This is a genomic window from Actinomadura syzygii, from assembly GCF_008085905.1.
In the GTDB taxonomy this organism is placed as follows: Bacteria; Actinomycetota; Actinomycetes; order Streptosporangiales; family Streptosporangiaceae; genus Spirillospora; species Spirillospora syzygii.
In genome coordinates, this window is record NZ_VSFF01000017.1 from 239,032 (window position 1) to 265,434 (window position 26,403).

Below are 26,403 nucleotides of genomic sequence, written 5' to 3' on the forward strand. Positions count from 1 at the left end.
AACCGGGTGAATCGGAACCGGGTGAGTCAGGGCCGGGTGAGTCAGAGCGCGTAGGGCAGGCGCTTGATCCCGTTGATGAAGTTGGACTCCAGCCGCTCCGGCTCGCCGGACGCGCGGACGCCGGGCGTCCGGCGCAGCAACTCCCGGAACATCACGGTGATCTCGCGCCTGGCGAGGTGCGCGCCGAGGCAGAAGTGCGGCCCGGGCCCGCCGAACCCGACGTGCGGGTTCGGGTCGCGCAGGATGTCGAACCTCTCCGGGTCGGTGAACACCGTCTCGTCGCGGTTGGCCGACCAGTAGTAGAGGACGAGCTTGTCGCCCTCCTTGACCTCGTGCCCGTTGAGCGTGGTGTCGCGGGTGGCGGTCCGCCGCATCCAGACCACCGGCGACACGTACCGGACGATCTCCTCGACGGCGCCGGGCATCCGGGCGTCGAAGTCCTCGGCGAGCAGCGCCCGCTGGTCGGGGTTGCGGGTGAAGAGGTCGAGGCCGTGCGCGATGGCGTTGCGGGTCGTCTCGTTCCCGGCGACGACGAGCAGGATGAAGAACGAGCCGAGCTCCTGGTCGGTCAGCGACTCGCCGTCGATGTTGGCGTTCACCAGCGCGGACGTGAGGTCGTCGGTCGGGTCGTCACGGCGCTTGCGGCCGAGCTCCTCGACCAGGCCCTTGAGGGTCTCGCCCGCGCCGAGCAGCGCCATCGCGAACTCCTCGGCGTTGTCGGACGGGACGAACTCCGCGTCGTTCCCCGCGAGGATCACGTTGGTGGCGTCGAGGACCGTCCGGTAGTGCTCCTCGGCGATGCCCATCATGTCGCAGATGATCTTCAGCGGGAGCCGGGCGGCGACGTCCGCGACGAAGTCGCCGGTGCCGCCGCCCGCCGCGACGCCCTCGACGATCTGCCCGGCGACCGCCTCCACCCGGTCCTCGAACCGCTGGATCATGCGCGGGGAGAAGGCCCGGGACACGATCCGGCGGATCTTGGCGTGCCGCGGGTCGTCCATGCTGATCATGGAGCCGAAGTACTCGTGCATGTCGCCGGGCATGTCCGGGATGCTGATCGCGCCCTTGCCGGAGCAGAAGTCCTGCGGCCGGCGGGACGCCTCGACCACGTCGTCGTACCTGGTCAGCGCGTAGTAGCCGGGGCCCTGCGGCATGATGACGATGTCGGGTTCCTCGAAGAGCACCAGTTCGGGGTGCCACCGGAGGGTCTTGAAGGCGTCGTGGCGGTCCTGGTGCGGCCGCCGCCAGAACTCCCAGTCCGTCAGGTTGATGTCCTCGACCTTGGGCACCCGCCACCACCTCGTCGCTTCCGAACCCGATTCGGTTTACAGGAACTCTCTCAGAGTAAAGCGCAAGCGCACGCTTATCGGCGCGGTGACGCGCGTCACACTTCGTCTACGCCGGTCTCCGGGAGGGGTCGGTCCGAACGCCTTCGGCGCCGCGGGCGGTCCGGGTAGCGTGCGCGGCGAACCGAGGGAGGCCACATGGACGACATGGACGAATTGGACGACATCGGCGCCATCGCCGCCGGATCCGTCGGCGCGGGCGGGCTCGACTTCGGCATTCTCACGGCGGGTCCCGAGGACGGGCCGCTCGCGCTGCTCCTGCACGGCTTCCCCGACTCGGCGCACACCTGGCGGCACCTCATGCCGGAGCTGGCCGCCGCCGGATACCGCGCGGTCGCCCCGTTCGCGCGCGGCTACGCGCCGACGTCCATCCCGGCGGACGGCGCCTACCAGGCCGGGGCCCTCGCCGCCGACGCCGTCGCCCTGCACGAGGCGCTCGGCGGCGGCCCGGACGCCGTGCTCGTCGGGCACGACTGGGGCGCCTTCGCCGCCTACGGCGCCGCGAACATCGCCCCCGAACGCTGGCGGCGGGCCGTCGCGCTGTCCGTCCCGCCGATCCCGGTGATGGCCGGGGTGTTCTTCGACTACGAGCAGCTCAAGCGGTCGTTCTACATCTTCGTCTTCCAGACGCGGTTCGCCGAGGCCGCCGTCGACCGGAGGTTCATCGAGAACCTGTGGCGTGACTGGTCGCCGCCCGGCGCGGGCGGGCACGCGGCGGACGTCGACCACGCCATGGCCTGCCTCGCCGCACCGGACAACGTCTCCGCCGCGATCGGCTACTACCGCGCGATGTTCGACCACTCGCGGCATTCCGAGCGGTACGCCGCCGAGCAGGAGGCGGTGTCGGCCAGGGGCGAGGTCCCCTTCCTCTACCTGCACGGCACCGAGGACGGCTGCCTCAGCGCGGACGTCATCGCGCCCGGCGGAGACCTCGGGCCCGTCCTCGCGGCGCTGCCGGACGGGTCGTACGCCGAACTCGTCCCCGGCGCGGGGCACTTCGTCCAGCTCGACCAGCCCGACCAGGTGAACGGGCGCGTCCTCGCCTGGTTGCGCTAGCCCGCGGCCCCGTCCTGCCTGATCAGGTCGGCGGCCTTCTCGCCGATCATGATGGCGGGCGCGTTGGTGTGCCCCCGGGTGATCCGCGGCAGGACGGAGGCGTCCGCGACGCGCAGCCCCGCCACGCCGCGGACGCGGAGGCCGGGGTCGACGACGGCGTCGCCGTCCGTCCCCATCCGGCAGGTCCCGGCGGGGTGGTAGAGCGTCTCGCTGGTCCGCCGGATGTATCCGGCGAGGGACGCGTCGCCGTCCGCGCCGGTGTAAGGGTCCATCGGCGGGCCGATGTACGGCTTCAGCGGCTCGGCCGCGAGCAGTTCCTCCGCCCGCCGGACGCCGTGCATCAGCACGCGGAGGTCGCGGTCGGACGTCAGGTAGGCCGGGTCGATGGACGGCGCGGCGGCCGGGGTGGCGGACGCGAGCGCGACGCGCCCCGACGACTCGGGCTGCAGCAGCACCACGCCGACCGTCACGCCGTGCTCGGTCGGCGGCGTCAGCCCGTGCCCGACGAACGGCGCGGGCGCGAACACGAGCTCCAGGTCGGGCGCGGGCAGCGCCGGATCGCTCTTGGTGAACACGACCGCCTCGCCCACGTTGGACGTGAACGGCCCGCGCCGCAGCAGCAGGTAGCGGGCCACGTTCGGCAGCGACTCCGCGCCCGCGAGGGTGACCGCCCGCGGGCAGCGCCGGATGACGCCGACCGCGAGATGGTCCTGGAGGTGCCGTCCGACCGCCGGACGCTCCACGACCGGCTCGACGCCCACCTCGCGCAGGTGGTCGGGGTCGCCGACGCCGGACAGCATCAGCAGTTGCGGCGACCCGACCGCTCCCGCCGACAGCACGACCTCGCGCCGGGCCGTGACGCGCTCCCCGCCGTATTCGACGCCGGTCGCGCGGCCGTCCTCAATCAGGATCCGCGTCACCTGCGCGCCCGTGACCACGGTCAGGTTCGAGCGTCTGCGGGCCGGGCGCAGGTAGGCGTCCGCCGCGCTGCACCGCCGGCCGCGCCGCTGGCTGACCGGCGTCAGCGCGTACCCCTCGTTGGACGGCCCGTTGAGCTCCGGCAGCCGCGCCAGCCCGGACGCCGCGCACGCGGCGAGGAACGCGCGGGTCGCCTCGTTCGGGCTGCGCTGCTCGGAGATCGTCACGGGGCCGGACGTCCCGTACACGCCGCCGTCGTTGCTGCCGACCCGTCCCTCGGCGCGGCGGAAGTACGGCTCGACGTCGTCGTAGGCCCAGCCGGGGACGTCCCAGCCGTCGTAGTCGGCGGCGTGGCCGCGCACCCACATCATCGCGTTCATCGACGACGAGCCGCCGAGCATCTTGCCGCGCGGCCAGTACAGCCCGCGCCCGTCCAGCTCGGCCTGCCTGACGGTGGTGAAGTCCCAGTCGTACTCGGTCTTGAACAGCCTCGGGAACGCGGCCGGGACGTGGATCTCGCTCTTGTCGTCCGGGCCGCCCGCCTCCAGCAGGGCGACCGTGACGGACGCGTCCTCGGACAGCCGCGCGGCCAGGGCGCACCCCGCGGACCCGGCGCCGACGATGACGTAGTCGTGTTCCATGGGGGCTCCCGCGCTCCGCGGGCCGTGCCGGCGGCCCGTTCAGGACGGGCTTACCATCGGCGGGCCGCCGCGTCCATGCGTCATGCGCCGAAGAAAGGAGCCTCGCCGGGGGCGAGGTCCGGCCTTACGCGGACGAACCTGACCCCGTGCCGCCAGCGGCCGCGCTCCACGGCGGCGTCCGCGCTGAACTCGACGACGATCTCCGGCTCCGTCCGGACGTAGCGGATCGGCGGGTGCGCCCCGTACGGGCCGCCCGCGAACCCGGCGGGCAGCTCGGCGGGCCACGGATGGTCCTGGTCGGCGTGCCGCAGGACCTCCGCCAGCTCCACGCGGGCGGCGGGCGAGAGCGGCGTCGTCCGCGCGACGACGCGGAGCCTGCCGTCGGCGTCGTACCGGCCGAGGATCAGCGACTCGGGCGCCTGCCTGGTCCCGGTCACGCCGCCGACGATCGCCTCGGTGGTGGTCCGCCGCTTCACCTTCCGCCAGGCGCGGCGCCCCTCCCGGTAGGCGCCGCCCGCGTCCTTGACGACGAGGCCCTCGACGCCCTGCCCGGCCAGCGCGTCGAACCAGATCCGGGCCTCCTCGACGTCGGTGGTCTGCGGCGTCGCGACGACCCGCGCGTCCGCCGGGGCGGCGCCGAGCAGCTCCGCCAGGACGGCGCGCCGCTCCCGCAGCGGGCGCGGGCGCAGGTCGGCGCCGTCCGACTCGAGGACGTCGAACACGACGTAGTGGCAGGGCTCGGTGCGGGCGAGGTCGCGGCGGCGGCGTCCCGCGACGTGGCGGCGCTGGAGCGCGGTGAAGTCGAGGCGGCCGTCCTCCCCCCAGCGGATGATCTCGCCGTCGACGACCGTCCCCGGCCGGAGCTGCTCGCCGACCGCCGTGACGATCTCCGGGAACGCCTCGTCGAGCCTGGTGCGGCGGCGCGACCACAGGTTCACCGCGCCCGAGTCGGTGACGATCGCGACCGTCCGGAAGCCGTCGAACTTCGGCTCGTACACGCAGCCGCCGGGGCACGACTGCGGCGGGGGGATCCGGTCGACCGTCGCCGCCAGCATCGGCTTCACCGGGGACGTGATGTGCATGGCGTCCCCCCCCGGGTCGGCGTCGTCGTCCCCCGCCTACCCCCGTCCACCTGCGACGATATCCGGGCGGGCGGAATGTTGACCCGGCGTTGGACGGCCCGAGGTCAGCCCAAGAACCGGCGGACCAGCACGGCGAGACGGCCGTCCCGGTGCTCGGGAGGCAGGCGTCCGGCGCGGGTGAGGGTGACGAGGCCGTGCAGGCCGCTCCAGAAGGTCTCGGTCAGGAGGCCCAAGTCGTCGTCGCCCGCGATCGGACGCAGCGCCTCGCGCAGTTCCCCGAAACCGGCGTGCAGTGCTCGGGGCGCCTCCGGGCTCGCGAACGGCAGGTCCACCGAGCGGGTGAACATCGCGTCGTAGAGGGCGGGACGGCGTTCGGCGAAGCCCGTGTAGGCGGCGGCCACAGCGCTGAGCTCTTGCGCGGGGCCGGCGGCGTCCCTCGCCTCTCGCAGCTCCGCGGCGAGGTCGGCGAAGCCCTCGACCGCGACGGCCGCCATGATCGCGTCCTTGCCCTTGAAGTGGCTGTACAGGACGGGCTGGCTGTACTCGATCTCGGCGGCGAGCCGCCGCGTGGTCACCGCGTCCCAGCCCTCGCTCTCGGCCAGCTCGCGGGCGGCCGTGACGATCAGCCGCTCCCGCTCGGCCCGCTCGCGCTCCCGGCGCGTCTGGATCGACATGACCTGGATTCTAGCACTGCTAGCACTTCTGCCGTCGCTATGTTAGCGTCGTTCTTGTTCCTAGCAGTGCTAGCAAATGGAGATACCGATGCTGACTCCCCTCGCCTATGGACTTGCCGTCGCGCTGACCTTGTTCGTCGCCTTCATCGGCGCGCGGTTCCTCGTCTCGCCCCGTGCGGCCGCCGCCGGGTACGGCGTGCCCGCCAAGGAGGACGGCGACGCCGCCTACCTGGAGATCAAGGGGCTGCGCGACCTCGTCTTCGGCCTCCTCGGCCTCGCGCTCGCCGCCTTCGCGAGTGCCCACGCCCTCGGGTGGTACATGCTGGTCGTCGCGCTCGTGCCGGCCGGGGACGCGCTGATCGTCCGGCGGCACGGCGGGACCTGGGCCGCCGCCCTCGGCATCCACGCCGCCACCGCCGTCGTCGTGCTGGCCAGCGCCGCCCTACTCTTCGCCGTCTAGCCTCCGGACTGATCGTTCACGCCCGCCCTGTCCCCCCGCCCTGTCCGCCCGCACCCTGTTCATCCCGCATTGAGGAGTGACCGACATGTCATTGATCGCGCCGGACTTCGACGAGTCCGTCATCGTGCGTTCCGCCGAGGCCGAGGTGATCGGGCGGTCGCCGACCACGATCCGGCTGCTCGCCGACAGCAGCGCGACCGGCGGGGCGCTGTCCACCCAGCGCGTCACGCTGGCGGACGGCGCCGACGGCGCCAAGCCGCACCGCCACGACGGCTCCGCCGAGCTGTTCTACCTGCTGGACGGCGCGGCCCAACTGCTGTCCGGCGAGCAGGTCGTGACGGCGGAACGCGGCGACCTCGTCGTCGTCCCGCCCGGCCTGCCGCACGCCTTCGCCGCCGCGCCCGGCGAGGACGCCGACATCCTCATCGTCATCACGCCGGGCGTCGAGCGGTTCGAGTACTTCCGGCACCTGGAGCGCATCGCCTACGGCAAGGTCCCGCCGGAGAGCCTGCTCGACGTCCAGGAGCTGTACGACACCTACTTCCTCACCAGCGCGGCCTGGGACGCCGCCAGGCCCTGACCCCGAACACCGGAACGGCGGGCCGTCCGGGGTGTTCCCGGTCGGCCCGCCGTCCTCGGTGTCGGGAGCGGTTCCGCCGTCACGAGCCCCAGTCGGGGCGCAGCGGCATGTGGCTCACACCGTCGTCGTCCAGCTTGACGCCGAGGGTCTGGTGCAGCTGGATCCAGTTCTGGTTGAAGCCGAGCACGCAGCCCGCCATGTAGACGCGCCACACGCGTGCGGTGCCCTCGCCGACCTCGGCGACGGCCTCGTCCCAGTGGTCTTCGAGGTTGTCGCACCAGCCGGTCAGCGTGCGGGCGTAGTGCTCGCGCAGGTTCTCCTGGTGCCGGATCTCGAAGCCCGCGTCGTTCATCTGCATCTGGACATAGCCGGGGCCTTCGAGCTCACCGTCCGGGAACACGTACCGGTTGATGAACCCGTTCTCTTTGCGGGACGGCAGCGTGTTGTCGGGACGGGTGATGGTGTGGTTCAGCATCCGCCCGCCCTTCCGCAGCTTGCCGTGCAGGAACGAGAAATAGGCCGGCAGGTTCTTCTTGCCGATGTGCTCGGTCAGCCCGATGGAGCTGATGGCGTCGAAGCCCGTCTCGGCGACGTCCCGGTAGTCGAGGTGCCGCACCTCGGCCAGGTCGGACAGGCCGCGGTCGGCGATGGCCTTCTGCGCCCACTCGGCCTGCTGCTTGGACAGCGTGACCCCGAGGGCCTTGACCCCGTACTCCTTCGCGGCGTGCATCACCATGCCGCCCCAGCCGCAGCCCACGTCCAGCAGCCGCATCCCCGGCTTCAGCGCGATCTTCCGCGCCACCAGGTCGTGCTTGTTGAACTGGGCCTCTTCCAGCGTCGCGTCCGCCCGCGGGTAACACGCGCACGTGTAGGCCATGGACGGGCCGAGAACCCACTCGTAGAAGGTGTTCGAGACGTCGTAGTGGTGCGAGATCGCTCGCGCGTCCCGCCTCTTGGAGTGCCGCAGCCACGACGGGATGCGGCTGAACGGCGCCTCCTGGGGCGGCGGGTCCAGCCGGCGGGTCGATGCGGCGCGCAGCAGGGGATCGCCCGCCACCGCGCCGATGATCCGCGCCTTGTCCACCCGCGTCACGTCGCTGAGCACCTGCTGCATCGTCGTCAGCGCCCTGATCATGTCGCCGTGGACGTCGAGCATCCCGGTGACATAGGCGCGGGCGAGACCCAGCGCGCCCGGCGAGTGCAGCAGGTACGACACCGCGTACGGCGAACGGACGTCCAGCCGGATGTCGGCGCCGGGCACCCCCGCGCGCGACCCGTCGTACGCCGTGAACTCCACTGGCGCCTCAGCCCCGGCGAGCTGCTCGAAGACCCTCGCCAGCGTCATGTGTTCCCTCCTGTCTCTCCGCCCCGGCGCCGATGGACGCGGCCGACCGGGACACTCCCCCGAAGCGGGCGCCTGGTCAGCGTCCGCGTACGCACTTGTCGTAGAGGTCCAGCAGTCGCCCGGCCGGATCGTAACCGCCCTTGAGCCGCCGGTAGGTCTCCCCGTCGTAGTAACGCCAGAACTCGTCCCTGCTGTAAAAAGCGGTCGAGTAGAGGGACTTGTGACCCTCAAGGTCCGCGACCTTGCGTTCGATCAGCCGGTTGTGGTGTTCGGGGATGCGACCCGGGGGAAGCCTGACCGTTCCCCAGAAACCCACGTTCACGTAGGCGCGGCCCACTTCGAGCGGGTACAGCGGCCACCGCTCCTTCGCCTGCAGCGGGCACAGCCACACCGGGCTCATGCCGACCTCTTTGTGGAAGAACTCCAGGAACCCGGGGAGGCGCTCGACCGGGACCTCGATGTCCTGGATGACGTCCTCGCGGGGCCGGAGCCCCCGCCACCGCTCCACGTGCGCGACGAAGTGGTACCGGCGGTCGTAGGCGACGAGCTTGCGGTACACGTCGGAGCGCTTGTACTTGTCGGGCCAGAGCCTCCGGACCGTCGGGTTCTGCACGCCGAACGCGCGCGAACACCAGAACCAGTCGGTGTCCCAGCGCCAGATGTAGTCGCGGATCGTCAGGAAGTCGACCGACCGCTCGCGGATCGACTTGTAGTAGATGCCCTGGCCCTTGTAATCGGACGTGTACGGGGCCGAGTCGGCGAAGAAGCCCAGGGTGATGTACTGCTCGCCGGGGCTGAAGAACGTGCCGTCCATGAAGTCGACGGTCTCGCCCTCGAACGTCCCCGCCTCGGTGATCTCGCCCATCGCCTTGGCCAGTGCCGCCGTGTCGCCGAAGCGCAGGTGGCGCAGCCGGACGTACGGGCCCACCTTCCGCAGCTCGATCTTCAGGCGGAGGGAGTAGCCGAGCGTCCCGTAGGAGTTCGGGAAGCCGTAGAACAGGTCGGCGTGCTCGTTGTCCCTCGTCGCGGTGACGATGCGCCCGTCCCCGGTGAGGACCTCCAATTCCAGGACGCCTTCGTGGGGCAGGCCGTCGCGGAACGACGTCGACTCGATGCCGAGGCCCGTCACCGCGCCGCCCAGGGTGATCGTCTTGAGCTGCGGGACGACCGTCGGCATCAGCCCGTGCGGCAGCGTCGCGTCGACGAGGTCCTCGTAGGTCGTCATGCCCTGGACCTGCGCCGTCCGCTCCTCGGGGTCGACGCTCAGCACCTTGTCGAAGCCGGAGACGTCCAGTCCGGGCGCATCCGAGGGGTCGCGCCACCGGAACAGGTTCGAGGTCCGCTTCGCGAGCCGTATCGGCGTCCCCTCGGGGATCGCCTCGTACGACTTCCTGAGCGACTCCACCGCCCGCTGGTGGTCGCCCCTGACCGCAAGTTCCGTCATCTACCCCTCCCGAACACAGTTAATCGATCATCCCATGCACGGTCCACACAACCCGGACGTTAGGGGAGTCACAGGCACGGAGGGGAATAAGCCCGCACGCGCACACCATCGACGTCTTTTCATCTCCTGCAGGCGACACAACCGCCACAGCCCAGCCACGTCAACCTTTCCCCAAAGCCCCACCCCGACAAACCCCACGTCCCGTCCCTTGGACACGTGGCCTCGCAGTTCCCCCACCCGCGCCGGGAACGCCGCCACGACACACCGAACCACACCCCACCGACATTCCGCGCGCACGACGGCACGGGGCCGCAGCGTGGCCCGGCACGGATCGCGGGCCGCCGTCAGACCGGGCCGTCGATCGACACCTGGCGAAGCGGGCCGCTCCGGGTGCGCAAAATCACCCGGCGATGGACAGAAAGGCACATACCGCGCAGGTGCGGTTGGTCGCGCCGCGCGATTTCACGGCGGGTGGACGCGCGGGAAAGTTCTGGAGATGGGCCGCTCGGGGGCCGTCCTACTTGATCAGGCGGAGGATCCAGGGGTAGCGGAAGGTCTGTCCGCTCAGGGCGAAGATGGCCGCGATGATGGAAAGGATCCACGCGACGGCATACAGCGCGCCGCCGATGCCGAAGGTGACGATCGTGACGAGCAGCAGCGTCACGTGGAAGTTCACGGCCTCGGCCGCCTGCCGCCGGACGTAACCCGACCGCTTTCCGCTCACCAGCATCAACACCAGCGGCCCCACGAACAACGTCGGAATGGCGACGGCGTGTGACACCGCGGCGAGCATGCGGTCCTCTCCCGTTGGCGCCTCCCCGTCCCAGTGGACGGGCGCCGAAGGGACGGGCACCAGGTCACGGGTCACCGCGCCCAGGTCGTTGCGGGTCTTGGCGGTCATCGCCAGATGCACGCGCAGGTCGAACTCGTCGTGGTCGATGCGGCCCTCGGCGTACGCTTCCTGAAGGCGCTCGATGACCGGTTCCCGTTCGGCGTCCGAGACCCTCAGATCCCCCACCGCGTAGCTGCTGTCCATATCTTCATGGTCGGTGCCGAACGCGCGGCGGGCCATCAGGGAAGTCCCTGACCCTCCCCTGAGTTCCGCCGGTCGTACTCCTCCCCCGGGGTCAGTCTCCCGCCGAAGAGCTCCGGCACGGTGACGAACGCATACCCCTCGCCCGCCAGCCGGTCGATGATTTCCGGGACCGCCTTCACGGTGGTCGGGTGGATGTCGTGCATCAGGACGATGTCGCCTGGCCTCACCTCCTTCAGTACCCGGCGCTCGACGTATCCGGTGTCGCGGTGCTCCCAGTCGACCGGGTCGACCGTCCACAGCACCTGCGCGAGACCCAGTTCGCGGGTGAGTTCCGTCAGGCGTTCGGACGTCGCCCCATAAGGCGGCCGGAGGAGCACGGGCGTGTATCCGGACGCCTGCCGGATCGCGTCCTGCGTCCTCGTCAGCTCCGAAAGGGCCTTCTTCTTGGACGCCGCCCCAAGGTCGACGTGCGTGTAGCTGTGGTCGGCGATCTCATGTCCGGCATCGCGCTCGCGCCGCACCAGATCGGGGCGCTTCACGACGTTCTCCCCGATCAGAAAGAAGGTCGCCCTGACCTTGCGGGCGGCGAGGATGTCCAGCAATTCGGCGGTGCTCTCGCTCGGACCGTCGTCGAACGTCAGCGCCACACATTTCGCACGCGCGCAATCGGGAGGCGGCGGCTTCGGCGGCGCCGGCGGACGTTTCGGCGCTTCGTGGACGTCCCCGCGGCCGTGCGCGGCGGTGAGTTCGACACGTCCCGCACCAGGGGCGAATGTGCTCAGCCATCCGCAGATCGCGGCCGCGAGCACGGCAGCGGCCGCCCGCCGGACCAGGACCGGCCCGTCCATCAACACCCCCGCTGGTGGTCCCCCTTGACTCGCCAGTCTAGGACGCGGGCCCCGCCCCGCCGGGTATGTCGGCGCTGTGTCGGGAACCTCCGGACGCCGAAAGCTCGTTATTGTCATACATCGCAACCGGCTTCGGAATGGCTCCGGAGCCCTTCGGACAACGGGGCAGGCAATGAGGTTCCGGGATCGATTCGGGATCCGCAAGAACCGCGGGTCAACGGTGACGAAGCTCGACCGCGAGGCGACCGACGCCGACATCGAGGCATTGATCGCATTCGCCCGCTCACGGCGCGGCGTCGAATTCTTCGTCGAGCCGGAGACCTTCGCCACCGACACCACCGCCGTGGCCGTCGCCCACGACGGCGAATGGACGCGTCGCCGCGTCGGCTCCCCCAAGGTCATCGGCAAGGTCGCCCACGACCTCGGCCTGCCGGTCTACGACGTCCAGATCGTCGGCTACCCGCCGCGTATGCGCGCCTGGAACGCCCGCAACCCGGACCGCCGCATAGACCCCGGCTTTCCCGGCCAGGCCGTAGCCCCCTGACCACCCGCCCCAGGGCCAGTCAGAGGACCGATCGCATGGCTCGGGGCGACAACTGCAGCGGGCGCGGTCGGCGCAGCTGTGGCGGTCAGAGTTCCCCGACGCGATCCGTGGGGCCGGTCAGCCGGTCCGGCGGATGAGGGTGAAGCCGTCCCACCCCTTGACGCCCACCGTCTGGAGCGTGGTGGCGTCCAGGCGCGGATCACTCGCGATGTCGGCCACGACCGCGCGCACGCCCTGGACCCGCTCGTCGGAGCTGTCCGGGTCGGTGACCGCACCGTTGCGGACGACGTTGTCGATCACGATCACGGCGCCCGGACGGGTCAGCGCCAGCGACGCCCGCAGGTAGGCCGGGTTGCTCGGCTTGTCCGCGTCGATGAACACGAAGTCATAGGGCGCGACGCCGTCGTCGATGAGCCGCTGCGCGGACTCGGCCGCCGGACCCACCAGGACCTCGACGCGATCGGCGACGCCCGCGCGTTCGAGGTTCTTCCGGGCGACCGCCGCGTTCTGCTCCTCCAGCTCCAGAGTGGTCACATGACCGCCGTCCCCGACGGCACGCGCCATCCAGACCGTGCTGTACCCGGCGAGGGTGCCGAACTCCAGCACACGACTCGCCCCGGCGACCTGGCAGAGCATCGCAAGGAGTTTGCCCTGGTTGGGCGACACCTCCGCTTGGGGCATGGTGGTGTCCACGCCGGACGCGCGGGCTTCGCTGAGCGCGTCGTCCTCGGCGACGAGGGACCCCGTGAAGTAGGCGTCAACCTCACGCCATACCTGGTCAGATGCATACATGGCTGCTACCTCCGCTACCGGAGTCAACCATGATCCACTTCCCCAAGCGACCAAAATTGACCACATCGACCTCAATTGATCTAAGTACACACTCCCCGACACCACCCCAAAGCCACGGTGCTCGAACCGAACGGCCTGCCATGAAGCAGTAGCGCGGGTGCGACGGCGGACGGCAGGCGCACGGACGGAGACTGGTGCGCGCGTGCTGGAGTGGTCGTGGGTCAGGTCAGGCGGGCTCGCAGGAGGCAGAACTCGTTGCCTTCGGGGTCGGCCAGGACATGCCAGTTCTCTTGGCCGGTTTGACCGACGTCGGCCGGGCGTGCGCCGATGGCCAGGAGGCGCTGGAGTTCGGCGTCCTGGTCGCGGTCGGTGGGGTTGACGTCGATGTGCAGCGGAAGCTTGCCCGCTCTGGGGTCGGTGCTGGGGCTGAAGATCAACGTCGGCTGCAAGCCGCCGAACCCTTCGGGCGGGCCGATCTCGATCGCGCCGTCCTCCGTGTCGAGCACGCTGAACCCCAGGACCTCGCACCAGAACGCCGCCAGCGTCCGCGGATCCCGGCAATCGATCACCAGCTCGGAAATGCGACATGCCATGATCAGCACCCTAGGGGATGTGGTCGGGGGCAAGACGCAGGCCAGGCCCCTGACGAGCTCGACCGATCCCTCCTTACTCCTGCGGCCACCGGCAAGCCCGGGGGGCGCCGCTGAGCCACCCGGCCGCCGCGAATGACCGCTGCGGCGGCGGGGGCGCACGAACACCTGCGGGGTCTCTTGCAATGCGGGGATTTGTGCGGGGCGATCAGCTTGCTTCTTGGGGTCGGTCGCGGGTTCTGCGTGGGGCTGTCAGCTTGCTTCTTGGTGGTGTTGTCGGTCGCGGGTTCTGCATTTGTTGAGTTTGGACGGGGGGACGCCCGCATCCATGACCTCGTGGAGCAGGACGGCCATCGTGTAGGACGGGTCGGCGTTCAGGGCGCGTTCGAGGGCGACGTTGGCCAGGCCGCCGTCGCCCCCGCTGTAGGCGGCGTAGGCCAGCAGGGACGCCGGGGCCGGGGCGTAGCGCTCCTCGACGCGGCGCAGGACGTCCCGCCAGAAGACGATGTCGGCGGCGGGGTCGTCCTCGTCGAGACGCAGCCACGCCTCGTCGCGGACGCGCAGGTCGGCGAGGTGGACGCCGAGCCGCGCCACCTCCTCGTCGGTCGCGAGGACGCCGACGTGCGCGCGGGCCAGGACGCGGTCGAGGAGGGCCACCGGGTCATCGCCGGGCTCGGAGAGTTCGGCGCGCTGAGTGGCGCGGCGCATGGCGGCGCGGGCGGGGCCGTCGAGCGGCTGGACGGAGCGGACGAGCTCGTCCCGGTCAGCGAGGACGACACGTCCCGCGAAGGTCGCCTCGGCAGCGATGGTGCTCGCGGAGACGTCGTACGGGACGCCCTCCTCCGGACAGTCGGGAGTGAGCGGCCAGTAGCGGCCGTCCGCGACACGGGCGGCCTCGGCGACGGTCACGCCCGCCGAGCCGAGCGCGGCGTGCATGGCGGCGGCGGACTCCCCGACCTCGTCCGCCGGGCCGTAGCCGAGCAGCAGAGCGCGGCGGAAGCCGTGACCCGCGAGGACGGCGGCCGTCCGCTCGGCGGCCTCGCACGCCGGTAAGTCGAGACGGGCCGCGCAGGAGCCGGGCATGGAGCCGTCGAAGCCGATCACGACCAGGCTGCGCGACGGGTGGAACCCGAGCAGGTACGGCACGGCCGCGATGGCGTCGAGCAGGGTGCGGATCACCAGTGATGTCATGCCGTCGACACTCGCAGCCGGTCGTCGCCGGGCGAACCCCCTCCGCGAACTGTGGATAACTTCGGGCCGCCGGGTAGCGGACGCGGCTGTCCGCCCCGGACGGTAGCGTTGGCCGACGTGCCCGCCCCTGATCTGCTGACCGGCAGCGATACCCGGATTCCCGACATGGCGACCCTGCTCGCCGCCGCCGTCGCGTCCATCGGGGGCGCCGAGAGACCAGGCCAGATGGAGATGGCCAAGGCGGTGGAGAAGGCCATCGACTCCGGTGAGCACGTCGCCGCGCAGGCCGGAACGGGGACGGGCAAGTCGCTGGCCTACCTCGTCCCGGCGGTCCGGTACGCGGTGGAGAAGCAGACGACGGTGGTCGTGTCGACGGCGACGATCGCGTTGCAGCGGCAGCTCGTCGACCGCGACCTGCCGCGCCTGGCGGAGGCGCTCGGCCCGCTCCTCGGCACGGAGCTGAAGTTCGCGATCCTCAAGGGCCGCCGCAACTACCTCTGCCTGCACCGCGTGCAGACGGGTGTTCCGGAAGAGGACGAGGGCCCGAGCCTGTTCGACCCGCAGCAACTGTCCACGCTCGGACGCCAGGTGAAACGCCTCAACGAATGGGCGGACGAGACCAAGACCGGCGACCGTGACGAACTGGTCCCGGGGGTCAGCGAACAGGCATGGCGTCAGGTCGCGGTCACCGCGCAGGAATGTCTGGGAGCGCAACGATGCCCGCACGGAACGGAATGCTTCGCCGAGCTGGCACGCGCGGAGGCAGGTGATTCGCACATCGTCGTCACCAACCACGCCTTGCTCGCCATCGACGCGCTGGAGGAATTCCAGGTCCTGCCCGAGCACGATGTCGTCATCGTGGACGAGGCGCACGAGCTGGTCGACCGGGTCACGTCCGTCGCCACCGGCGATCTGAGCGCCGCCGGGGTCGAGACCGCGGCGCGCCGGTGCGGACGTCTCATAGACGAGACAACCGCAGACCGGTTGAAGGAGTCCGCGGAAGGGCTCGGCCTCCTTCTAGAGGAAATGCCCGCCGAGCGTATGGACGTCCTGTCCTCCGCTCTGGGAAACACTCTGGCCTCCATACGCGACGCCGCGCACACATGCCTCACCTCGCTAGGCCCAGAGAAGAAGGACGCCGACCCAGGCGACGCCGCCGCGCGCAAAGCGGCACGGTCCTCGCTGGAAGACCTCCACGACACCGCCGTAAGGATGCTCGACGCTTTCAAGCCGGAAATGGCGCAGCGCTTCGACGTGGTCTGGTTGGAGAAGCCGTTCGTCCCGGACGGTCGTCCCAAACGTCCGCCCACACTGCACGTCGCGCCGATCGGCGTCGGCGCCCTGCTCAGGACGACTCTGTTCGAGCAGCGCACCGCGATCCTCACGTCCGCGACGCTCACGCTGGGCGGTTCGTTCGAGCCGCTGGCGCGCCAATGGGGCCTGCCGCCGCTGAACGAGAGCGGCCCAAGGGACGCGAAGACCGCCGCCGAGGGCCTCGCCCAGACCGCCACGGAAAAGACCGCCACGGAGAAGACCGAGGAGATCGCCTGGTCGGGGCTCGACGTCGGCTCCCCGTTCGACCATCCCAAGGCGGGCATCCTGTACGTCGCGCGCCATCTCCCCCAACCCGGACGGGACGGCCTCGCCGACGCCTACCTGACCGAGATCACCGAGCTGATCGAGGCGGCGGGCGGCCGCACGCTCGGCCTGTTCTCCTCGATGCGGGCGGCGCGCCGGGCGGCCGACGAGCTGAAGGACCACCTGACCCATCCGCTCCTCTGCCAGGGCGACGACTCCACGTCCCTCCTGGTCAAGCAGTTCGCCGACGACGAGAGGACGTGCCTGTTCGGCACCCTTTCGCTCTGGCAGGGCGTGGACGTGCCCGGCCCGTCGCTGCAACTCGTCATCATGGACCGGATCCCGTTCCCGCGCCCGGACGACCCCGTCTCGTCGGCGCGGTCGCGGGCGGTCGCGGCGCGCGGCGGCAACGGCTTCATGGCCGTCGCCGCGACGCACGCCGCGCTGCTCCTCGCCCAGGGCGCGGGACGCCTGCTCCGCTCGATGGAAGACCGCGGCGTCGTCGCCGTCCTCGATCCGCGGCTCGCCACGGCGCGCTACGGGGGCTTCCTGAAGAACTCACTGCCCCCGTTCTGGGCCACGACCGACCCGGACGTCGTCCGCGGAGCGCTCCGCCGCCTCGACGCCGCCGCGTCCAACCCGGACTAGACCGCCTCGATCACCGGCGATAGGTACTGAGGAACTCGCCGATGCGGCCTATGGCGTCCTCCAGGTCGTCCGCGTATTGCAGGGTGACGATGCGGAAATGGTCCGTGGACGGCCAGTTGAACCCCGTCCCCTGCACGATGAGCAGCTTCTGCTGTTCGAGCAGGTCGAGTGCGAACCGCATGTCGTCCTCGATGGGGTACATCTCGGGGTCGAGCCGTGGGAAGACGTAGAGCGCGCCCATGGGCCGTACGCAACTCACGCCCGGCAGGTCGTTCAGCAGTTTCCACGCACGGTCGCGTTGCTCGCCCAGCCGTCCGGTCGGCAGCACCAGGTCGTCGATGCTCTGGTATCCGCCGAGCGCGGCCTGAATGGCGTGCTGCCCGGGGACGTTCGGACAAAGCCGCATATTGGCGAGTATGTCCAGGCCCTCTATGTACGACTCGGCGTGCTCCTTCGGCCCGGACAGCGCCACCCAGCCCGCCCGGAACCCCGCCACGCGGTAGTTCTTCGACAGCCCCCCGAACGTGAGGCACAGCAGGTCGGGGGCCAGCGAAGCGATCGGCACGTGCTCGGCGTCGTCGTACAGGATCCGGTCGTAGATCTCGTCCGCGAAGACGATCAGGTTGTGCCGGCGGGCCAGCTCGACGAGCCCGGCCAGCACCGGACGCGGGTAGACGGCGCCGGTCGGGTTGTTCGGGTTGATCAGCACCAGCGCCCGCGTCCGGCCGGTGATCTTGGACTCGATGTCGTCCAGGTCGGGCGCCCAGTCGGCGGCCTCGTCGCACAGGTAGTGGACGGGCAGCCCGCCGCACAGCGACACCGACGCCGTCCACAGCGGGTAGTCCGGGGTGGGGATCAGCACCTCGTCACCGTCGTTGAGCAGCGCCTGCAGGGTCATCACGATCAGCTCGGAGACGCCGTTGCCGAGGTAGACGTCCTCGACGTCGACGCCGGTGACGCCGTCGTCCTCCAGCCGCTGCACGATGGCGCGGCGGGCGGGCAGGATGCCCTTGGAGTCGCTGTAGCCGTGCGCCTCCGGCAGGTTGCGGATCATGTCCTGGAGCAGCTCCGGCGGCGCCTCGAAGCCGAACGGGGCCGGGTTGCCGATGTGCAGCTTGAGGATGTTGTTCCCCTGCGCCTCCAGCTGCTTGGCCCGCTTGAGCACCGGCCCCCGGATGTCGTAACAGACGTTGGTCAGCTTGCCCGACTGGTTGACCTGCATGGACTCACCATAGCCAGCGCCGGTCCGCGACGCCCCGTCCCCCCGGCCGCCAGCACGGCCGCCGACGCTGCCGCCGACGCTGCCGGCGAAACGGCCGGGGGGGGGACGGCGGATCACGGCGCGGAGATCGCCGACAGGATCGCCAGCCGGGCCGCGCGCCGCGCCGGGCGGACCGCGGCGAGCGCCCCCGCCACCGCGCCGACCACCCCGACCACGGCCAACGTCACGACCGGCGGCGCGAACGGGTTGCCGAGGGCGGCGCCGAGCCCCCAGCCGAGGAAGAGCCCGAGCGCGATCCCGCCCGCCGTGCCGAACAGCGCGACGGTCACCGATTCCCAGCGGATCATGGACCGGATCTGCGGACGTGTCGCGCCGACCGCGCGCAGCAGGCCGAGTTCCCGCGTCCGCTCGTGGACGGCGAGCGACAGCGTGTTCGCGATGCCGAGCAGGGCGATCACGATGGCGAGGACGAGCATCCCGTACACGACGGCGATGAAACCCCGCTGCTCCTCGGTCAGGGACGACACGAACCCGTCGCGCGTCTGCACGTCCGGACCGCCGTAGGGTTTGGCGAGCGCGGTCAGCGCCGCCCGCGCCTCCGCGACCGACGCGCCCGGCGTCAGATCGACGAACACGTGCGTGTCGAGCGGCTGCCCGGTGTGCGCGTCGAACACCGTCCGCGGGACGACGTAGTCGCCGGTCAGGTCGGTGTTCTCGTAGATCGCGCCCACGGTGAGCCGCTGCGACGCGCCGTCCGCGAACGTGACGGGCACCGTCGAGCCGACGCGCCAGCCCTTGTCGTCGGCGACGCCCTTCGCGACGGCGAACGTGCCCGCGTCCGACAGCGCGCCCCGCCGGACGTCCAGGTCGAGGACGCGCCCCAGCGCGGACGGGTCGGCCACGCTCACGGTGGAGGCGTCGCCGTCCACCCGCATGGCGCCGCCGCCGACGCCCGCGACCCGTTCGACCTGCGGCAGCCGCGCCGCGTCCCGCGCCAGACCGGTGCTGAACCCGCCGGTCTCGTTGTTGCCGGAGTTGACGACGAGCGGGCCCTTGAACGACCCGGCGACGCTGTCCTCCAGAGACGCGCCGAGCGATCCGATGAACACCGTCAGCAGCGTCACGACGCCGACGCCGATCATCAGCGCGGTCGCGGCGCCCGCCGTGCGCTTCGGGCTGCGGGACGCGTTGTCCCTGGCCAGCCTCCCGGCGACGCCGCGCGTCCGGGCCGCGGGCGCGCCGATGAGCGCGGCAGCCGGACGCGCGGCGACCGGCCCGAGCACGACCGCCGCGACCACGCACAGGATCGCGCCCGCGCCCGCCATCGCCATCTGCTCGGCGACCGCGCCGAACACGACCGTCCCGGCGGCGACGGCGGCCAGCACGCCGCCGACGATGACCCGCGTGTCGGTCGGCCGGGACGACTCCGCCGTCGTCTCCCGCAGCGCCGCGAGCGGCGCGACCCGGGACGCCCGGAGCGCGGGCCCGAGCGCCGCCACCAGCGTCACCACCAGCCCCACCGGCACGGCGATCATGAGGGAGGTGGCGGACACGCTCAGCCCCTCCATCGCGATCCCGATCCGGAACGCGCCGAACAGCCAGCGCAGGAACAGCGCGAACCCGATCCCGCCGGCGAGCCCGGCGAGCGTCGCGGCGGCGCCGATGACGAGGGCCTCGAACCCGACGATCGTCAGGACCTGGCGGCGGCCGGCGCCGAGCGCGCGCAGCAGCGCCGACTCGCGGGTGCGCTGCGCGATCGTGATCGCGAACGTGTTGTGGATGCTGAACGCGGCGACGAGCAGCGCCACCCCGCCGAACGCGCCGAGCACGGTCCGGAAGATCTGCAGGAAGCCGGACTCGACCTTGGACATGCCCTCGTCCACCTGCGCCTTGTTCGTGATCGCCTCGGTCCCGCCGGGCAGGACGGGACGGACGCGCGAGGCCAGTTCGTCCTGGCTCACGCCGTCCGCGGCGCGGAGCGAGACCTCGCTGATCCGGCCGGGCGACTTCGCGACGTAGCGGCGGGCGTCGTCCAGGGTGAACGCGGTGAACGACGTCTCCCCGAAGGCGCCCTCGTCGCCGAACTTGCTGATCCCGACGACGGTCACCGGGACCCTCTCCGGGGTGAGCACAGCCGTCCGGTCGCCGACCTTGAGCTTGCCCTCGTCCGCGAACATCTTGTTGATGACGACCTCGTTCGGCGCGCGGGGCGCGCGTCCCTCGGCCAGCCGGTACGGGTTGAGCTTGGGGTCGGTCATCCAGTTCCCGGCGGTGCGCGGGCCGCGCGACGCGATGACGGTGCCGTCCTTGGCGAGGAGCTGTCCGGAACCCCGGATGACCGGTTCGGTGTTGGCGACTCCATCCACTCGGCGGACCTTGTCCAGGACGGACGCGTCGATCTGCCCACGCGACCCCCACGGCTCGTCGCTGACGCTCACCGCGTTGCGTACGGTCACGTCCGTCTTGCCGAACGCCTTGGAGTAGTACCCGTCGATGCTCCCCGCGAGGGTGTCGCCGAGCACGAGCGTTCCGGTCAGGAAGGCGACGCCGAGGAAGACCGCCACCAGGGAGCCGACCATGCGGCGCTTGCGTCCCCACAGTTCCTTGAAAACGAGCCCGGTCATCGGACGTCCCCCAGACCGCGCATCCTGTCCAGCACCCGGTCGGGTGTGGGCACCTCCATGACGTCGACGATCCGTCCGTCCGCGAGGAACACCACCGCGTCGGCGTGCCCTGCCGCGACCGGGTCGTGGGTGACCATCGCGACGGTCTGGCCCAGGTCGTCGACCGCGTTGCGGAGCAGGTTCAGCACCTCGCCGCCGGTGCGGGAGTCGAGGTTGCCGGTCGGCTCGTCCGCGAACACGATCTGCGGACGGGTGACCAGCGCGCGTGCGAGCGCGACCCGCTGCTGCTGCCCGCCCGACATCTCGGACGGACGATGCGACAGCCGGTCCCCCAGCCGCAGCACGCGCACCACCGTCGCCAGCCATTCCTGGTCGGGCGTCGTGCCCGCCAGCGTCATCGGCAGGAGGATGTTGTCGCGCGCGGTCAGCGTCGGGAGCAGGTTGAACGCCTGGAACACGAACCCGATCCGCTCGCGCCTGAGCTTGGTCAGCCCGCGGTCCGACAGCGCGCCGAGCTCCTGGTCGCCGACGTAGACCTTGCCGGACGTCGCGTCCTCAAGCCCCGCCACGCAGTGCATCAGCGTGGACTTCCCGGCGCCGGACGGCCCCATGATCGCGGTGAACCGGCCCGCCGGGAGCTCCACGCTGACGTCGGCGAGCGCCCGCACCGCCATGTCGCCGGAGCCGTAGACCTTGGTGAGCCCTTCCGTCCGGGCGCCGCCGCCGCGCCGCGCCGGGCCCGTGTCGTCGTTGATGGATCGCCTTGCCTCTGCTGCGTTTCCCATGCCCGGGATCGTGGCGGCGCGGCATGCCGCCCGTCGTCGGGTCAGGAGATGCACCGCGCCTGCTCCCCCGGACGCAGGGCGGACGCCCCGGCTACGTCCCGCGCGGTACGCCCGGCGATCAATAAGACTCGACGTCCAATTGTGACGCGGGCAACATACATGCAGGCTTGCTTGCTTGTATGTCGGCTCGTACCGTCTGGGGCATGGCAGTGAGCAGTCGCCGGCGGCACCGGCACCGTCCGCCGCGCCGCCGCACCCAGGAGGAACGCCGGTCGCAGACGCAGGCGCGGCTCCTGGAGGCGACCATGGAGTGCCTCGTCGACCTCGGCTGGTCCGGGACGTCCACCACGGAGGTCGCGCGGCGCGCCGGGGTGTCGCGCGGCGCGCAGCAGCACCACTACCCGACCAAGATGGTGCTGGTCGCGGCGGCGCTGGAGCACCTCCTCGAAGCGCAGCGGCTCGCGTACGAGACCGCGTTCGCGGTGCTGCCTGCCGAGCGGCGCGACGTCTCCGGCGCGCTCGACCTGCTCTGGGAGGTGTTCCGCGGACATCCCGCGAAGGCCCTCATGGAGCTCGCGGTCGCGGCCCGCACCGACGACGAACTGCGGCCGCTGTGCCGCGACCTGAACGAGCGGATCCTCCAGGTCATCCTGGAGACCTTCGAGCGGCTGTTCCCGGCGAACACGCTGCCCGCCGACTTCGTCCCGACGATGCTGCGCGGCGTGTTCGCGATGTTCGTCGGGCTGTCCATCCAGAACGCGCTGGACGACGACGCCGACGGCCACCAGGCCGCCGTGCTGCGCCAGGTCAAGGACGTGGCGCGGCTGATCGTCCCGGGCCCCGGCGTCCCCGCGGCCATCCCTGACACCACCCCCTGAACGTCCGTCGGCCCCGGCCGACCGCCCCTAGGGAGCGCACCGAAATGCCCGAAGCCCCCACCGAACTCGCCGAAGAGGTCCGCGAGCAGATCAAGGACAGGAAGTCCTACCTGGGCGTCATCGACCGCCTGAACAAGGCGTCGGTCGACAAGCACTGGGAGGCGTACGCCGACATCCCGTGGGACGACCCCGAGTTCACCGTCGACAAGAACGACCCGCGCTGGGTGCTGCCGCCGTTCGACCGGCTCGGCGAGACCGAGTGGTACCGGTCGCAGCCGCCGGAGGTCCAGGCGCAGATCGGGCTGTGGCGCGTCGCCACCGCCATGAAGATCGGGCTCCAGTTCGAGAACCTGCTGAAACGCGGGCTGCTCAACTACGCCTACCGGCTGCCGAACGGGCGCCCGGAATTCCGGTACGTCTACCACGAGACGACCGAGGAATGTCACCACGGGATGATGTTCCAGGAGTTCGTGAACCGGACGAAGATGCCGATCCGTGGAATGCCGCGCTCGCTCAGCCTCATCGCGCAGGTCGCGCCCTGGATCCCGCTGGTCAGCACCGAGATGTTCTTCGTGTTCGTGCTCGGCGGCGAGGACCCGATCGACTACGTCCAGCGCAAGTCCCTGAAGGGCGGGCACATCAAGCACCCGCTCGAAGAGACCATCATGAAGATCCACATCGCGGAGGAGGCCCGGCACATCTCGTTCGCCCGGCACTACCTCAAGCACCGCGTGCCGAAGATGCACCCGCTGCGCCGCCGCGTCCTCGGCGTCGCGACGCCCGTCGTGCTCGGCGTGATGGCCCGGATCATGCTGGCCCCGCCCGGCCCGATGGTGCGGCACTTCGGCATCCCGAAGGACGTCGTCCGCCGGGCGTACCGGAGCGAGGCGTCGCAGGCCGAGATCTCCAACTCGGTCGGCAAGATCCGCGACCTGATGGCCGAGCTCGGCGTCGTCGGCCCGGTCGGCAGGCAGGTGTGGCGGGCGTTCGGCATCTGGGACGAGCCGAAACAGCGCCGCGCCATCGCGACCTCACCCGAGCGGAGCGCGCGATGAGCGTCGCGATCATCACCGGAGGCGCGTCCGGCATCGGCCGCGCGATCGCCACGTCCCTCGTGGCGCGCGGCGACACCGTCGTGGTCACCGACGTCAACGCTGACGGCGCGGCCCAGGTCGCGGACCGGCTGAACGGCCTCGGCAAGGGCAAGGCGTCCGCCACCGCCCTCGACGTCACCGACGCCGCCGCCGTCGCCGACGTCTATCGGTCCGTCAAGGACGACCACGGACGCCTCGACCTGGTCTTCAACAACGCCGGGATCGCCATCGGCGGCCTCGCCGAGGAACTCACGCTCGACCACTGGAACCGCGCGATCGACATCAACCTCAAGGGTGTCGTGCACGGCGTCCACGCCGCCTACCCGATCATGCTGGAGCAGGGACACGGACACATCGTCAACACCGCGTCGCTGGCCGGGCTCGTCCCGATGCCGATCGGGATCCCGTACACGGCGACCAAGCACGCCGTCGTCGGCCTGTCCCTCGGACTGCGCGCCGAGGCGGCCGGACGCGGCGTGAAGGTCAGCGTCGTCTGCCCGAGCTTCGTCGACACCCCGCTGCTGCACAACGTCAACCCGGACCTGCCCGAGACGCCGATGAGCGGCGACGCGACCGGCGACATCGCGAAGGCGTCCCCGCGCCTCTACACGGCGGAGAAACTGGCCCGCGACATCATGCGCGGCGTCGCCCGCAACCAGGCGCTCATCGTCGCGCCCGCGCACGGACGGCTGGCATGGCGCGGCGTCCGGCTCAGCCCGGGCGGAGCCGTCCGCGTCGCGCAGCTAGCGGTGAACCGCGTCCGCAAGTGACCAACTCTGTTTGAGCTACGCGGTCTTCGGACAGCCCGACCCGGGTCGAGGCGGACATTCGCCTGACCTGCATAGGCTGGCGGTTGTGGAACGCATTCTGGTGAGCTCCTGCCTGGTCGGACGGCCCGTCCGCTACGACGGCGCGGCGAAGCCGGTCGGCGGAGGGCTCTTCGAACGGTGGCGGGCCGAGGGGCGGCTCGTCCCGTTCTGCCCCGAGGTGTCGGGCGGCCTGGCCGTGCCGCGCCCACCGGCGGAGATCGTCGGCGGCGACGGGCACGCCGTCCTGGACGGGACGGCCCGCGTCCGCACCGACCGCGGCGACGACGTGACCGCCGAGTTCCTGCACGGCGCCCGCCAGGCGCTCGACGCGGCCCGGCGGACCGGCACGCGCATCGCCCTGCTCAAGGAGGGCAGCCCGTCCTGCGGCAGCCACCGCGTCTACGACGGCACCTTCACCGGCGCGTCGATCCCGGGCGAAGGCGTGACGACGGCACTGCTCGAACGCGAGGGCATCCGCGTCTTCAGCGAGGACGACCTGAACGCCGTAGCGTCCCTGCTGGAGACATTGGAATCCAGTTAAGCAGCCGGACCTCGGAGGTCATCGGGGTCCGTCGTGCCTGCGACCGATCTGTTCCTCGGTCAGCGGGCGGACGTCGATCGGGTGGGCGGCGGACGCGCGCAGGCCGTCGAGGTAGAACGCGAGGCAGCGCCGCCAGGCGTCCGGCGCGACGTCGATCGACTCGCGGATGACCTGCGACATCGCCCACATCAGCGTCGCGACGTCGGACGCCTCGAAGTCGTCGCGGAGCTGCCCGGACGCCTTGGCCCGCGCCATGATCTCGACCAGGTTCACGAAGCCGCGATGGCACGCCGCGGTCACCTCGGCCGCGAGCGGGAAGCGCCGGACCAGCGCGTCGTTGAGCCCGCGGTCCTCGGCCTGCAAGGCGAAGAGACCCTCGATGAAGGCGACGAATCCGTTCCACGGGTCGGGATCGGAGAGCGCGGCCTCAGCGATCCGGTCCAGTCTGGCGAGCCGCTCAGGGAAGATCGCGTCGAAGAAGTCCTCGCGGGCCGGGAAATGGTTGTAGAGCGTGCCGATGCTGACTCCGGCACGGCGCGCGACCTCCTCCAACGGCGCGTCGAGCCCACGCTCCCCGAAGACGGCGGACGCCGCGATGAGGAGCTTCTCCCGGTTGCGCGCGGCATCGGCCCTGCGGGGTCTCGTCGTCTCGGACATTCCACCATCCTACGAACTTGAGGGCATCCTCAAGATTTGTGCTAACTTGAGGCCCCCCTCAAGTTGACTTGCCTCTGGAGGTCTCGCGTTATGTCCTCAACGACCGTCGTCATCGGTGTCGGGCCTGGTCTCGGCATGTCGATCGCACACCGATTCGGCCGTGAGGGTCACCGGATCGCCCTCATATCGCGGAACGGCGACCGTCACCCCGGCTACGTCTCCGCGCTGGCGGACGCGGGCATCGAGGCGACGTCCCATCCAGCCGACGTCCGCGACCGAGACGCCCTGCTCACCGCACTGAGCACGATCGCCGAAAGCCACGGTGGCATCGATGTCGTCTACTACGGCCCCGGCGCCGCGGACCCAGCCGCACGCCCGGCACCCATCACTTCCACCGACGTCGCCGCCGCCAAGGACGCGATGAGTTGGGTGTATCCAGCGATCGATACGGTCGGCGCGGTCCTGCCCGAGATGGTGGAGCGAGGCAACGGTGGGCTGCTGTTCGCCGGCGGGCTGAGCTCAGTCGTACCGATGCCGACGATCGGGAACCTGGCACTTTCATCCGCCGCACTGCGGAACTATGCACTGACCCTCAACGCGGCCCTCGCCGACCAGGGCGTCTACGCGGGGACACTGACCATCGGCGGTCTGATCGAACGCGGCGACATCCACCGCATGGTCGCCTCACAACTCGACCGCCTGGACGGAATGGCCGTCGGAACACTCAACCCGGACACCCTCGCCGACGCCGCCTGGACCCTCTACGCAAAACGAGAAGCTCCAGAGGCTGTCTTCAACGCATTCACACAGAACGGCTGAACTGCGGCTGCGGTGTTCCAGCGGTCGAGGATGGCGGGCCGTCTCCATCCAGCGTCCACGAGCAATACAACTCTAGAAATGAGGAAGGCCCCGCCGGTGTCGGCGGGGCCTTCCTGCAATAAATGTCCGGCGGTGTCCTACTCTCCCACACAGTCTCCCATGCAGTACCATCGGCGCTGAAGGGCTTAACTTCCGGGTTCG

At 70.9% G+C, this 26,403-nt stretch carries 25 protein-coding genes and 1 rRNA gene; 10 read left to right on the top strand and 16 right to left on the bottom strand.

Annotation, left to right across the window (positions count from 1 at the left end):
- Positions 1 to 41: 41 nt before the first annotated feature.
- Entirely contained in the window at positions 42 to 1,289 is a 1,248-nt protein-coding gene (locus tag FXF65_RS39395; protein ID WP_148355555.1) for a cytochrome P450, read from the bottom strand.
- A 195-nt stretch (positions 1,290 to 1,484) separates the two neighbouring features.
- Here FXF65_RS39395 and FXF65_RS39400 point away from each other — a divergent pair, with 195 nt between their 5' ends.
- Positions 1,485 to 2,402, top strand: a complete 918-nt coding sequence (locus FXF65_RS39400) for an alpha/beta fold hydrolase (protein ID WP_246199397.1) — start codon at positions 1,485 to 1,487, stop codon at positions 2,400 to 2,402.
- On the opposite strand, the gene FXF65_RS39405 is transcribed toward FXF65_RS39400, so the two are convergent.
- The 3 genes from FXF65_RS39405 to FXF65_RS39415 all read right to left on the bottom strand — a co-directional run bounded on the left by FXF65_RS39405 (position 2,399) and on the right by FXF65_RS39415 (position 5,717).
- A complete protein-coding gene (locus FXF65_RS39405; RefSeq protein WP_148355557.1) occupies positions 2,399 to 3,961 on the bottom strand; it encodes a GMC family oxidoreductase in 1,563 nt (520 codons plus the stop codon). The genes FXF65_RS39400 and FXF65_RS39405 overlap by 4 nt on opposite strands.
- 80 nt (positions 3,962 to 4,041) lie before the next feature.
- A complete protein-coding gene (locus FXF65_RS39410; protein WP_246199398.1) occupies positions 4,042 to 5,043 on the bottom strand; it encodes an ATP-dependent DNA ligase in 1,002 nt (333 codons plus the stop codon).
- A 104-nt stretch (positions 5,044 to 5,147) separates the two neighbouring features.
- Positions 5,148 to 5,717 carry a TetR/AcrR family transcriptional regulator gene (locus FXF65_RS39415; protein ID WP_148355559.1) on the bottom strand — a complete coding sequence of 190 codons (570 nt, stop codon included), beginning with the start codon at positions 5,715 to 5,717 and terminating at the stop codon, positions 5,148 to 5,150.
- A gap of 88 nt (positions 5,718 to 5,805) precedes the next feature.
- Between FXF65_RS39415 and FXF65_RS39420 the strand changes: the two genes are divergently transcribed.
- Both FXF65_RS39420 and FXF65_RS39425 read left to right on the top strand, forming a co-directional pair.
- Complete coding sequence (locus tag FXF65_RS39420; RefSeq protein ID WP_148355561.1) at positions 5,806 to 6,177, top strand: DUF4267 domain-containing protein; 372 nt, start codon at positions 5,806 to 5,808, stop codon at positions 6,175 to 6,177.
- Positions 6,178 to 6,262: 85 nt separating this feature from the next.
- The gene (locus FXF65_RS39425; RefSeq protein WP_148355563.1) at positions 6,263 to 6,757 is read left to right on the top strand and encodes a cupin domain-containing protein; all 495 of its coding nucleotides are present in this window, start codon (positions 6,263 to 6,265) and stop codon (positions 6,755 to 6,757) included.
- Between the two features lie 79 nt (positions 6,758 to 6,836).
- Here FXF65_RS39425 and FXF65_RS39430 read toward each other — a convergent pair whose 3' ends face one another.
- The 4 genes from FXF65_RS39430 to FXF65_RS39445 form a co-directional block, all read right to left on the bottom strand.
- Entirely contained in the window at positions 6,837 to 8,102 is a 1,266-nt protein-coding gene (locus FXF65_RS39430) for a class I SAM-dependent methyltransferase (protein ID WP_148355565.1), read from the bottom strand.
- 76 nt (positions 8,103 to 8,178) lie between these two features.
- The gene (locus tag FXF65_RS39435) at positions 8,179 to 9,546 is read right to left on the bottom strand and encodes an FAD-binding oxidoreductase (RefSeq protein ID WP_148355567.1); all 1,368 of its coding nucleotides are present in this window, start codon (positions 9,544 to 9,546) and stop codon (positions 8,179 to 8,181) included.
- Positions 9,547 to 10,063: 517 nt separating this feature from the next.
- Positions 10,064 to 10,618 (bottom strand): DUF1707 and DUF4870 domain-containing protein, encoded by a 555-nt coding sequence (locus FXF65_RS39440; RefSeq protein WP_246199399.1) that lies wholly within the window; start codon positions 10,616 to 10,618, stop codon positions 10,064 to 10,066.
- Positions 10,618 to 11,430, bottom strand: coding sequence for a polysaccharide deacetylase family protein (locus tag FXF65_RS39445; protein ID WP_148355569.1), 813 nt, complete (start codon positions 11,428 to 11,430; stop codon positions 10,618 to 10,620). Before FXF65_RS39445 ends, FXF65_RS39440 begins: the two co-directional genes overlap by 1 nt.
- 172 nt (positions 11,431 to 11,602) lie before the next feature.
- On the opposite strand from FXF65_RS39445, the gene FXF65_RS39450 reads away from it, so the two are divergent.
- On the top strand, positions 11,603 to 11,974 hold the full coding sequence (locus FXF65_RS39450; protein ID WP_148355571.1) for a hypothetical protein: 372 nt from the start codon (positions 11,603 to 11,605) through the stop codon (positions 11,972 to 11,974).
- A gap of 117 nt (positions 11,975 to 12,091) precedes the next feature.
- Here FXF65_RS39450 and FXF65_RS39455 read toward each other — a convergent pair whose 3' ends face one another.
- The 3 genes from FXF65_RS39455 to FXF65_RS39465 form a co-directional block, all read right to left on the bottom strand.
- Positions 12,092 to 12,766, bottom strand: a complete 675-nt coding sequence (locus FXF65_RS39455; protein WP_148355573.1) for an O-methyltransferase — start codon at positions 12,764 to 12,766, stop codon at positions 12,092 to 12,094.
- Between the two features lie 221 nt (positions 12,767 to 12,987).
- A complete protein-coding gene (locus tag FXF65_RS39460) occupies positions 12,988 to 13,359 on the bottom strand; it encodes a VOC family protein (protein WP_148355575.1) in 372 nt (123 codons plus the stop codon).
- A 249-nt stretch (positions 13,360 to 13,608) separates the two neighbouring features.
- Positions 13,609 to 14,547, bottom strand: a complete 939-nt coding sequence (locus FXF65_RS39465; RefSeq protein ID WP_148355577.1) for a DUF4192 domain-containing protein — start codon at positions 14,545 to 14,547, stop codon at positions 13,609 to 13,611.
- A 165-nt stretch (positions 14,548 to 14,712) separates the two neighbouring features.
- Between FXF65_RS39465 and FXF65_RS39470 the strand changes: the two genes are divergently transcribed.
- Positions 14,713 to 16,773 (top strand): ATP-dependent DNA helicase, encoded by a 2,061-nt coding sequence (locus tag FXF65_RS39470; protein WP_187412774.1) that lies wholly within the window; start codon positions 14,713 to 14,715, stop codon positions 16,771 to 16,773.
- Positions 16,774 to 16,783: 10 nt separating this feature from the next.
- Here the strand turns inward: FXF65_RS39470 and FXF65_RS39475 are convergent, their stop codons facing one another.
- The 3 genes from FXF65_RS39475 to FXF65_RS39485 form a co-directional block, all read right to left on the bottom strand.
- Positions 16,784 to 17,995, bottom strand: a complete 1,212-nt coding sequence (locus FXF65_RS39475; RefSeq protein WP_148355578.1) for a pyridoxal phosphate-dependent aminotransferase — start codon at positions 17,993 to 17,995, stop codon at positions 16,784 to 16,786.
- Positions 17,996 to 18,108: 113 nt separating this feature from the next.
- Entirely contained in the window at positions 18,109 to 20,619 is a 2,511-nt protein-coding gene (locus FXF65_RS39480; protein WP_148355579.1) for an ABC transporter permease, read from the bottom strand.
- Positions 20,616 to 21,404, bottom strand: coding sequence for an ABC transporter ATP-binding protein (locus FXF65_RS39485; protein WP_148355580.1), 789 nt, complete (start codon positions 21,402 to 21,404; stop codon positions 20,616 to 20,618). The genes FXF65_RS39480 and FXF65_RS39485 overlap by 4 nt, the downstream gene beginning before the upstream one ends.
- Before the next feature lie 203 nt (positions 21,405 to 21,607).
- On the opposite strand from FXF65_RS39485, the gene FXF65_RS39490 reads away from it, so the two are divergent.
- The 4 genes from FXF65_RS39490 (at position 21,608) to FXF65_RS39505 (ending at position 24,726) form a co-directional block, all read left to right on the top strand.
- The gene (locus FXF65_RS39490) at positions 21,608 to 22,282 is read left to right on the top strand and encodes a TetR/AcrR family transcriptional regulator (protein ID WP_246199400.1); all 675 of its coding nucleotides are present in this window, start codon (positions 21,608 to 21,610) and stop codon (positions 22,280 to 22,282) included.
- Between the two features lie 44 nt (positions 22,283 to 22,326).
- Positions 22,327 to 23,337: an AurF N-oxygenase family protein gene (locus FXF65_RS39495; protein ID WP_148355581.1), complete on the top strand. Its 1,011-nt coding sequence runs from the start codon at positions 22,327 to 22,329 to the stop codon at positions 23,335 to 23,337.
- Positions 23,334 to 24,146, top strand: coding sequence for an SDR family NAD(P)-dependent oxidoreductase (locus FXF65_RS39500; RefSeq protein ID WP_148355582.1), 813 nt, complete (start codon positions 23,334 to 23,336; stop codon positions 24,144 to 24,146). The genes FXF65_RS39495 and FXF65_RS39500 overlap by 4 nt, the downstream gene beginning before the upstream one ends.
- An 85-nt stretch (positions 24,147 to 24,231) precedes the next feature.
- The gene (locus FXF65_RS39505; RefSeq protein WP_148355583.1) at positions 24,232 to 24,726 is read left to right on the top strand and encodes a 2-thiouracil desulfurase family protein; all 495 of its coding nucleotides are present in this window, start codon (positions 24,232 to 24,234) and stop codon (positions 24,724 to 24,726) included.
- A gap of 18 nt (positions 24,727 to 24,744) precedes the next feature.
- Here the strand turns inward: FXF65_RS39505 and FXF65_RS39510 are convergent, their stop codons facing one another.
- Positions 24,745 to 25,383: a TetR/AcrR family transcriptional regulator gene (locus FXF65_RS39510; protein WP_148355584.1), complete on the bottom strand. Its 639-nt coding sequence runs from the start codon at positions 25,381 to 25,383 to the stop codon at positions 24,745 to 24,747.
- Positions 25,384 to 25,473: 90 nt separating this feature from the next.
- On the opposite strand from FXF65_RS39510, the gene FXF65_RS39515 reads away from it, so the two are divergent.
- Complete coding sequence (locus FXF65_RS39515; RefSeq protein WP_148355585.1) at positions 25,474 to 26,202, top strand: SDR family NAD(P)-dependent oxidoreductase; 729 nt, start codon at positions 25,474 to 25,476, stop codon at positions 26,200 to 26,202.
- A gap of 124 nt (positions 26,203 to 26,326) precedes the next feature.
- Here FXF65_RS39515 and rrf read toward each other — a convergent pair.
- Positions 26,327 to 26,403, bottom strand: a 5S ribosomal RNA gene (gene rrf, locus FXF65_RS39520); the annotation flags it as partial.

Bases quoted from the DNA above. Each gene is read 5' to 3' on its own strand.
- FXF65_RS39400 (WP_246199397.1), top strand. From the start codon at position 1,485: ATGGACGACATGGACGAATTGGACGACATCGGCGCCATCGCCGCCGGA.
- FXF65_RS39405 (WP_148355557.1), bottom strand. From the start codon at position 3,961: ATGGAACACGACTACGTCATCGTCGGCGCCGGGTCCGCGGGGTGCGCC.
- FXF65_RS39410 (WP_246199398.1), bottom strand. From the start codon at position 5,043: ATGCACATCACGTCCCCGGTGAAGCCGATGCTGGCGGCGACGGTCGAC.
- FXF65_RS39415 (WP_148355559.1), bottom strand. From the start codon at position 5,717: ATGTCGATCCAGACGCGCCGGGAGCGCGAGCGGGCCGAGCGGGAGCGG.
- FXF65_RS39420 (WP_148355561.1), top strand. From the start codon at position 5,806: ATGCTGACTCCCCTCGCCTATGGACTTGCCGTCGCGCTGACCTTGTTC.
- FXF65_RS39425 (WP_148355563.1), top strand. From the start codon at position 6,263: ATGTCATTGATCGCGCCGGACTTCGACGAGTCCGTCATCGTGCGTTCC.
- FXF65_RS39430 (WP_148355565.1), bottom strand. From the start codon at position 8,102: ATGACGCTGGCGAGGGTCTTCGAGCAGCTCGCCGGGGCTGAGGCGCCA.
- FXF65_RS39435 (WP_148355567.1), bottom strand. From the start codon at position 9,546: ATGACGGAACTTGCGGTCAGGGGCGACCACCAGCGGGCGGTGGAGTCG.
- FXF65_RS39440 (WP_246199399.1), bottom strand. From the start codon at position 10,618: ATGGCCCGCCGCGCGTTCGGCACCGACCATGAAGATATGGACAGCAGC.
- FXF65_RS39445 (WP_148355569.1), bottom strand. From the start codon at position 11,430: ATGGACGGGCCGGTCCTGGTCCGGCGGGCGGCCGCTGCCGTGCTCGCG.
- FXF65_RS39450 (WP_148355571.1), top strand. From the start codon at position 11,603: ATGAGGTTCCGGGATCGATTCGGGATCCGCAAGAACCGCGGGTCAACG.
- FXF65_RS39455 (WP_148355573.1), bottom strand. From the start codon at position 12,766: ATGTATGCATCTGACCAGGTATGGCGTGAGGTTGACGCCTACTTCACG.
- FXF65_RS39460 (WP_148355575.1), bottom strand. From the start codon at position 13,359: ATGGCATGTCGCATTTCCGAGCTGGTGATCGATTGCCGGGATCCGCGG.
- FXF65_RS39465 (WP_148355577.1), bottom strand. From the start codon at position 14,547: ATGACATCACTGGTGATCCGCACCCTGCTCGACGCCATCGCGGCCGTG.
- FXF65_RS39470 (WP_187412774.1), top strand. From the start codon at position 14,713: ATGGCGACCCTGCTCGCCGCCGCCGTCGCGTCCATCGGGGGCGCCGAG.
- FXF65_RS39475 (WP_148355578.1), bottom strand. From the start codon at position 17,995: ATGCAGGTCAACCAGTCGGGCAAGCTGACCAACGTCTGTTACGACATC.
- FXF65_RS39480 (WP_148355579.1), bottom strand. From the start codon at position 20,619: ATGACCGGGCTCGTTTTCAAGGAACTGTGGGGACGCAAGCGCCGCATG.
- FXF65_RS39485 (WP_148355580.1), bottom strand. From the start codon at position 21,404: ATGGGAAACGCAGCAGAGGCAAGGCGATCCATCAACGACGACACGGGC.
- FXF65_RS39490 (WP_246199400.1), top strand. From the start codon at position 21,608: ATGGCAGTGAGCAGTCGCCGGCGGCACCGGCACCGTCCGCCGCGCCGC.
- FXF65_RS39495 (WP_148355581.1), top strand. From the start codon at position 22,327: ATGCCCGAAGCCCCCACCGAACTCGCCGAAGAGGTCCGCGAGCAGATC.
- FXF65_RS39500 (WP_148355582.1), top strand. From the start codon at position 23,334: ATGAGCGTCGCGATCATCACCGGAGGCGCGTCCGGCATCGGCCGCGCG.
- FXF65_RS39510 (WP_148355584.1), bottom strand. From the start codon at position 25,383: ATGTCCGAGACGACGAGACCCCGCAGGGCCGATGCCGCGCGCAACCGG.
- FXF65_RS39515 (WP_148355585.1), top strand. From the start codon at position 25,474: ATGTCCTCAACGACCGTCGTCATCGGTGTCGGGCCTGGTCTCGGCATG.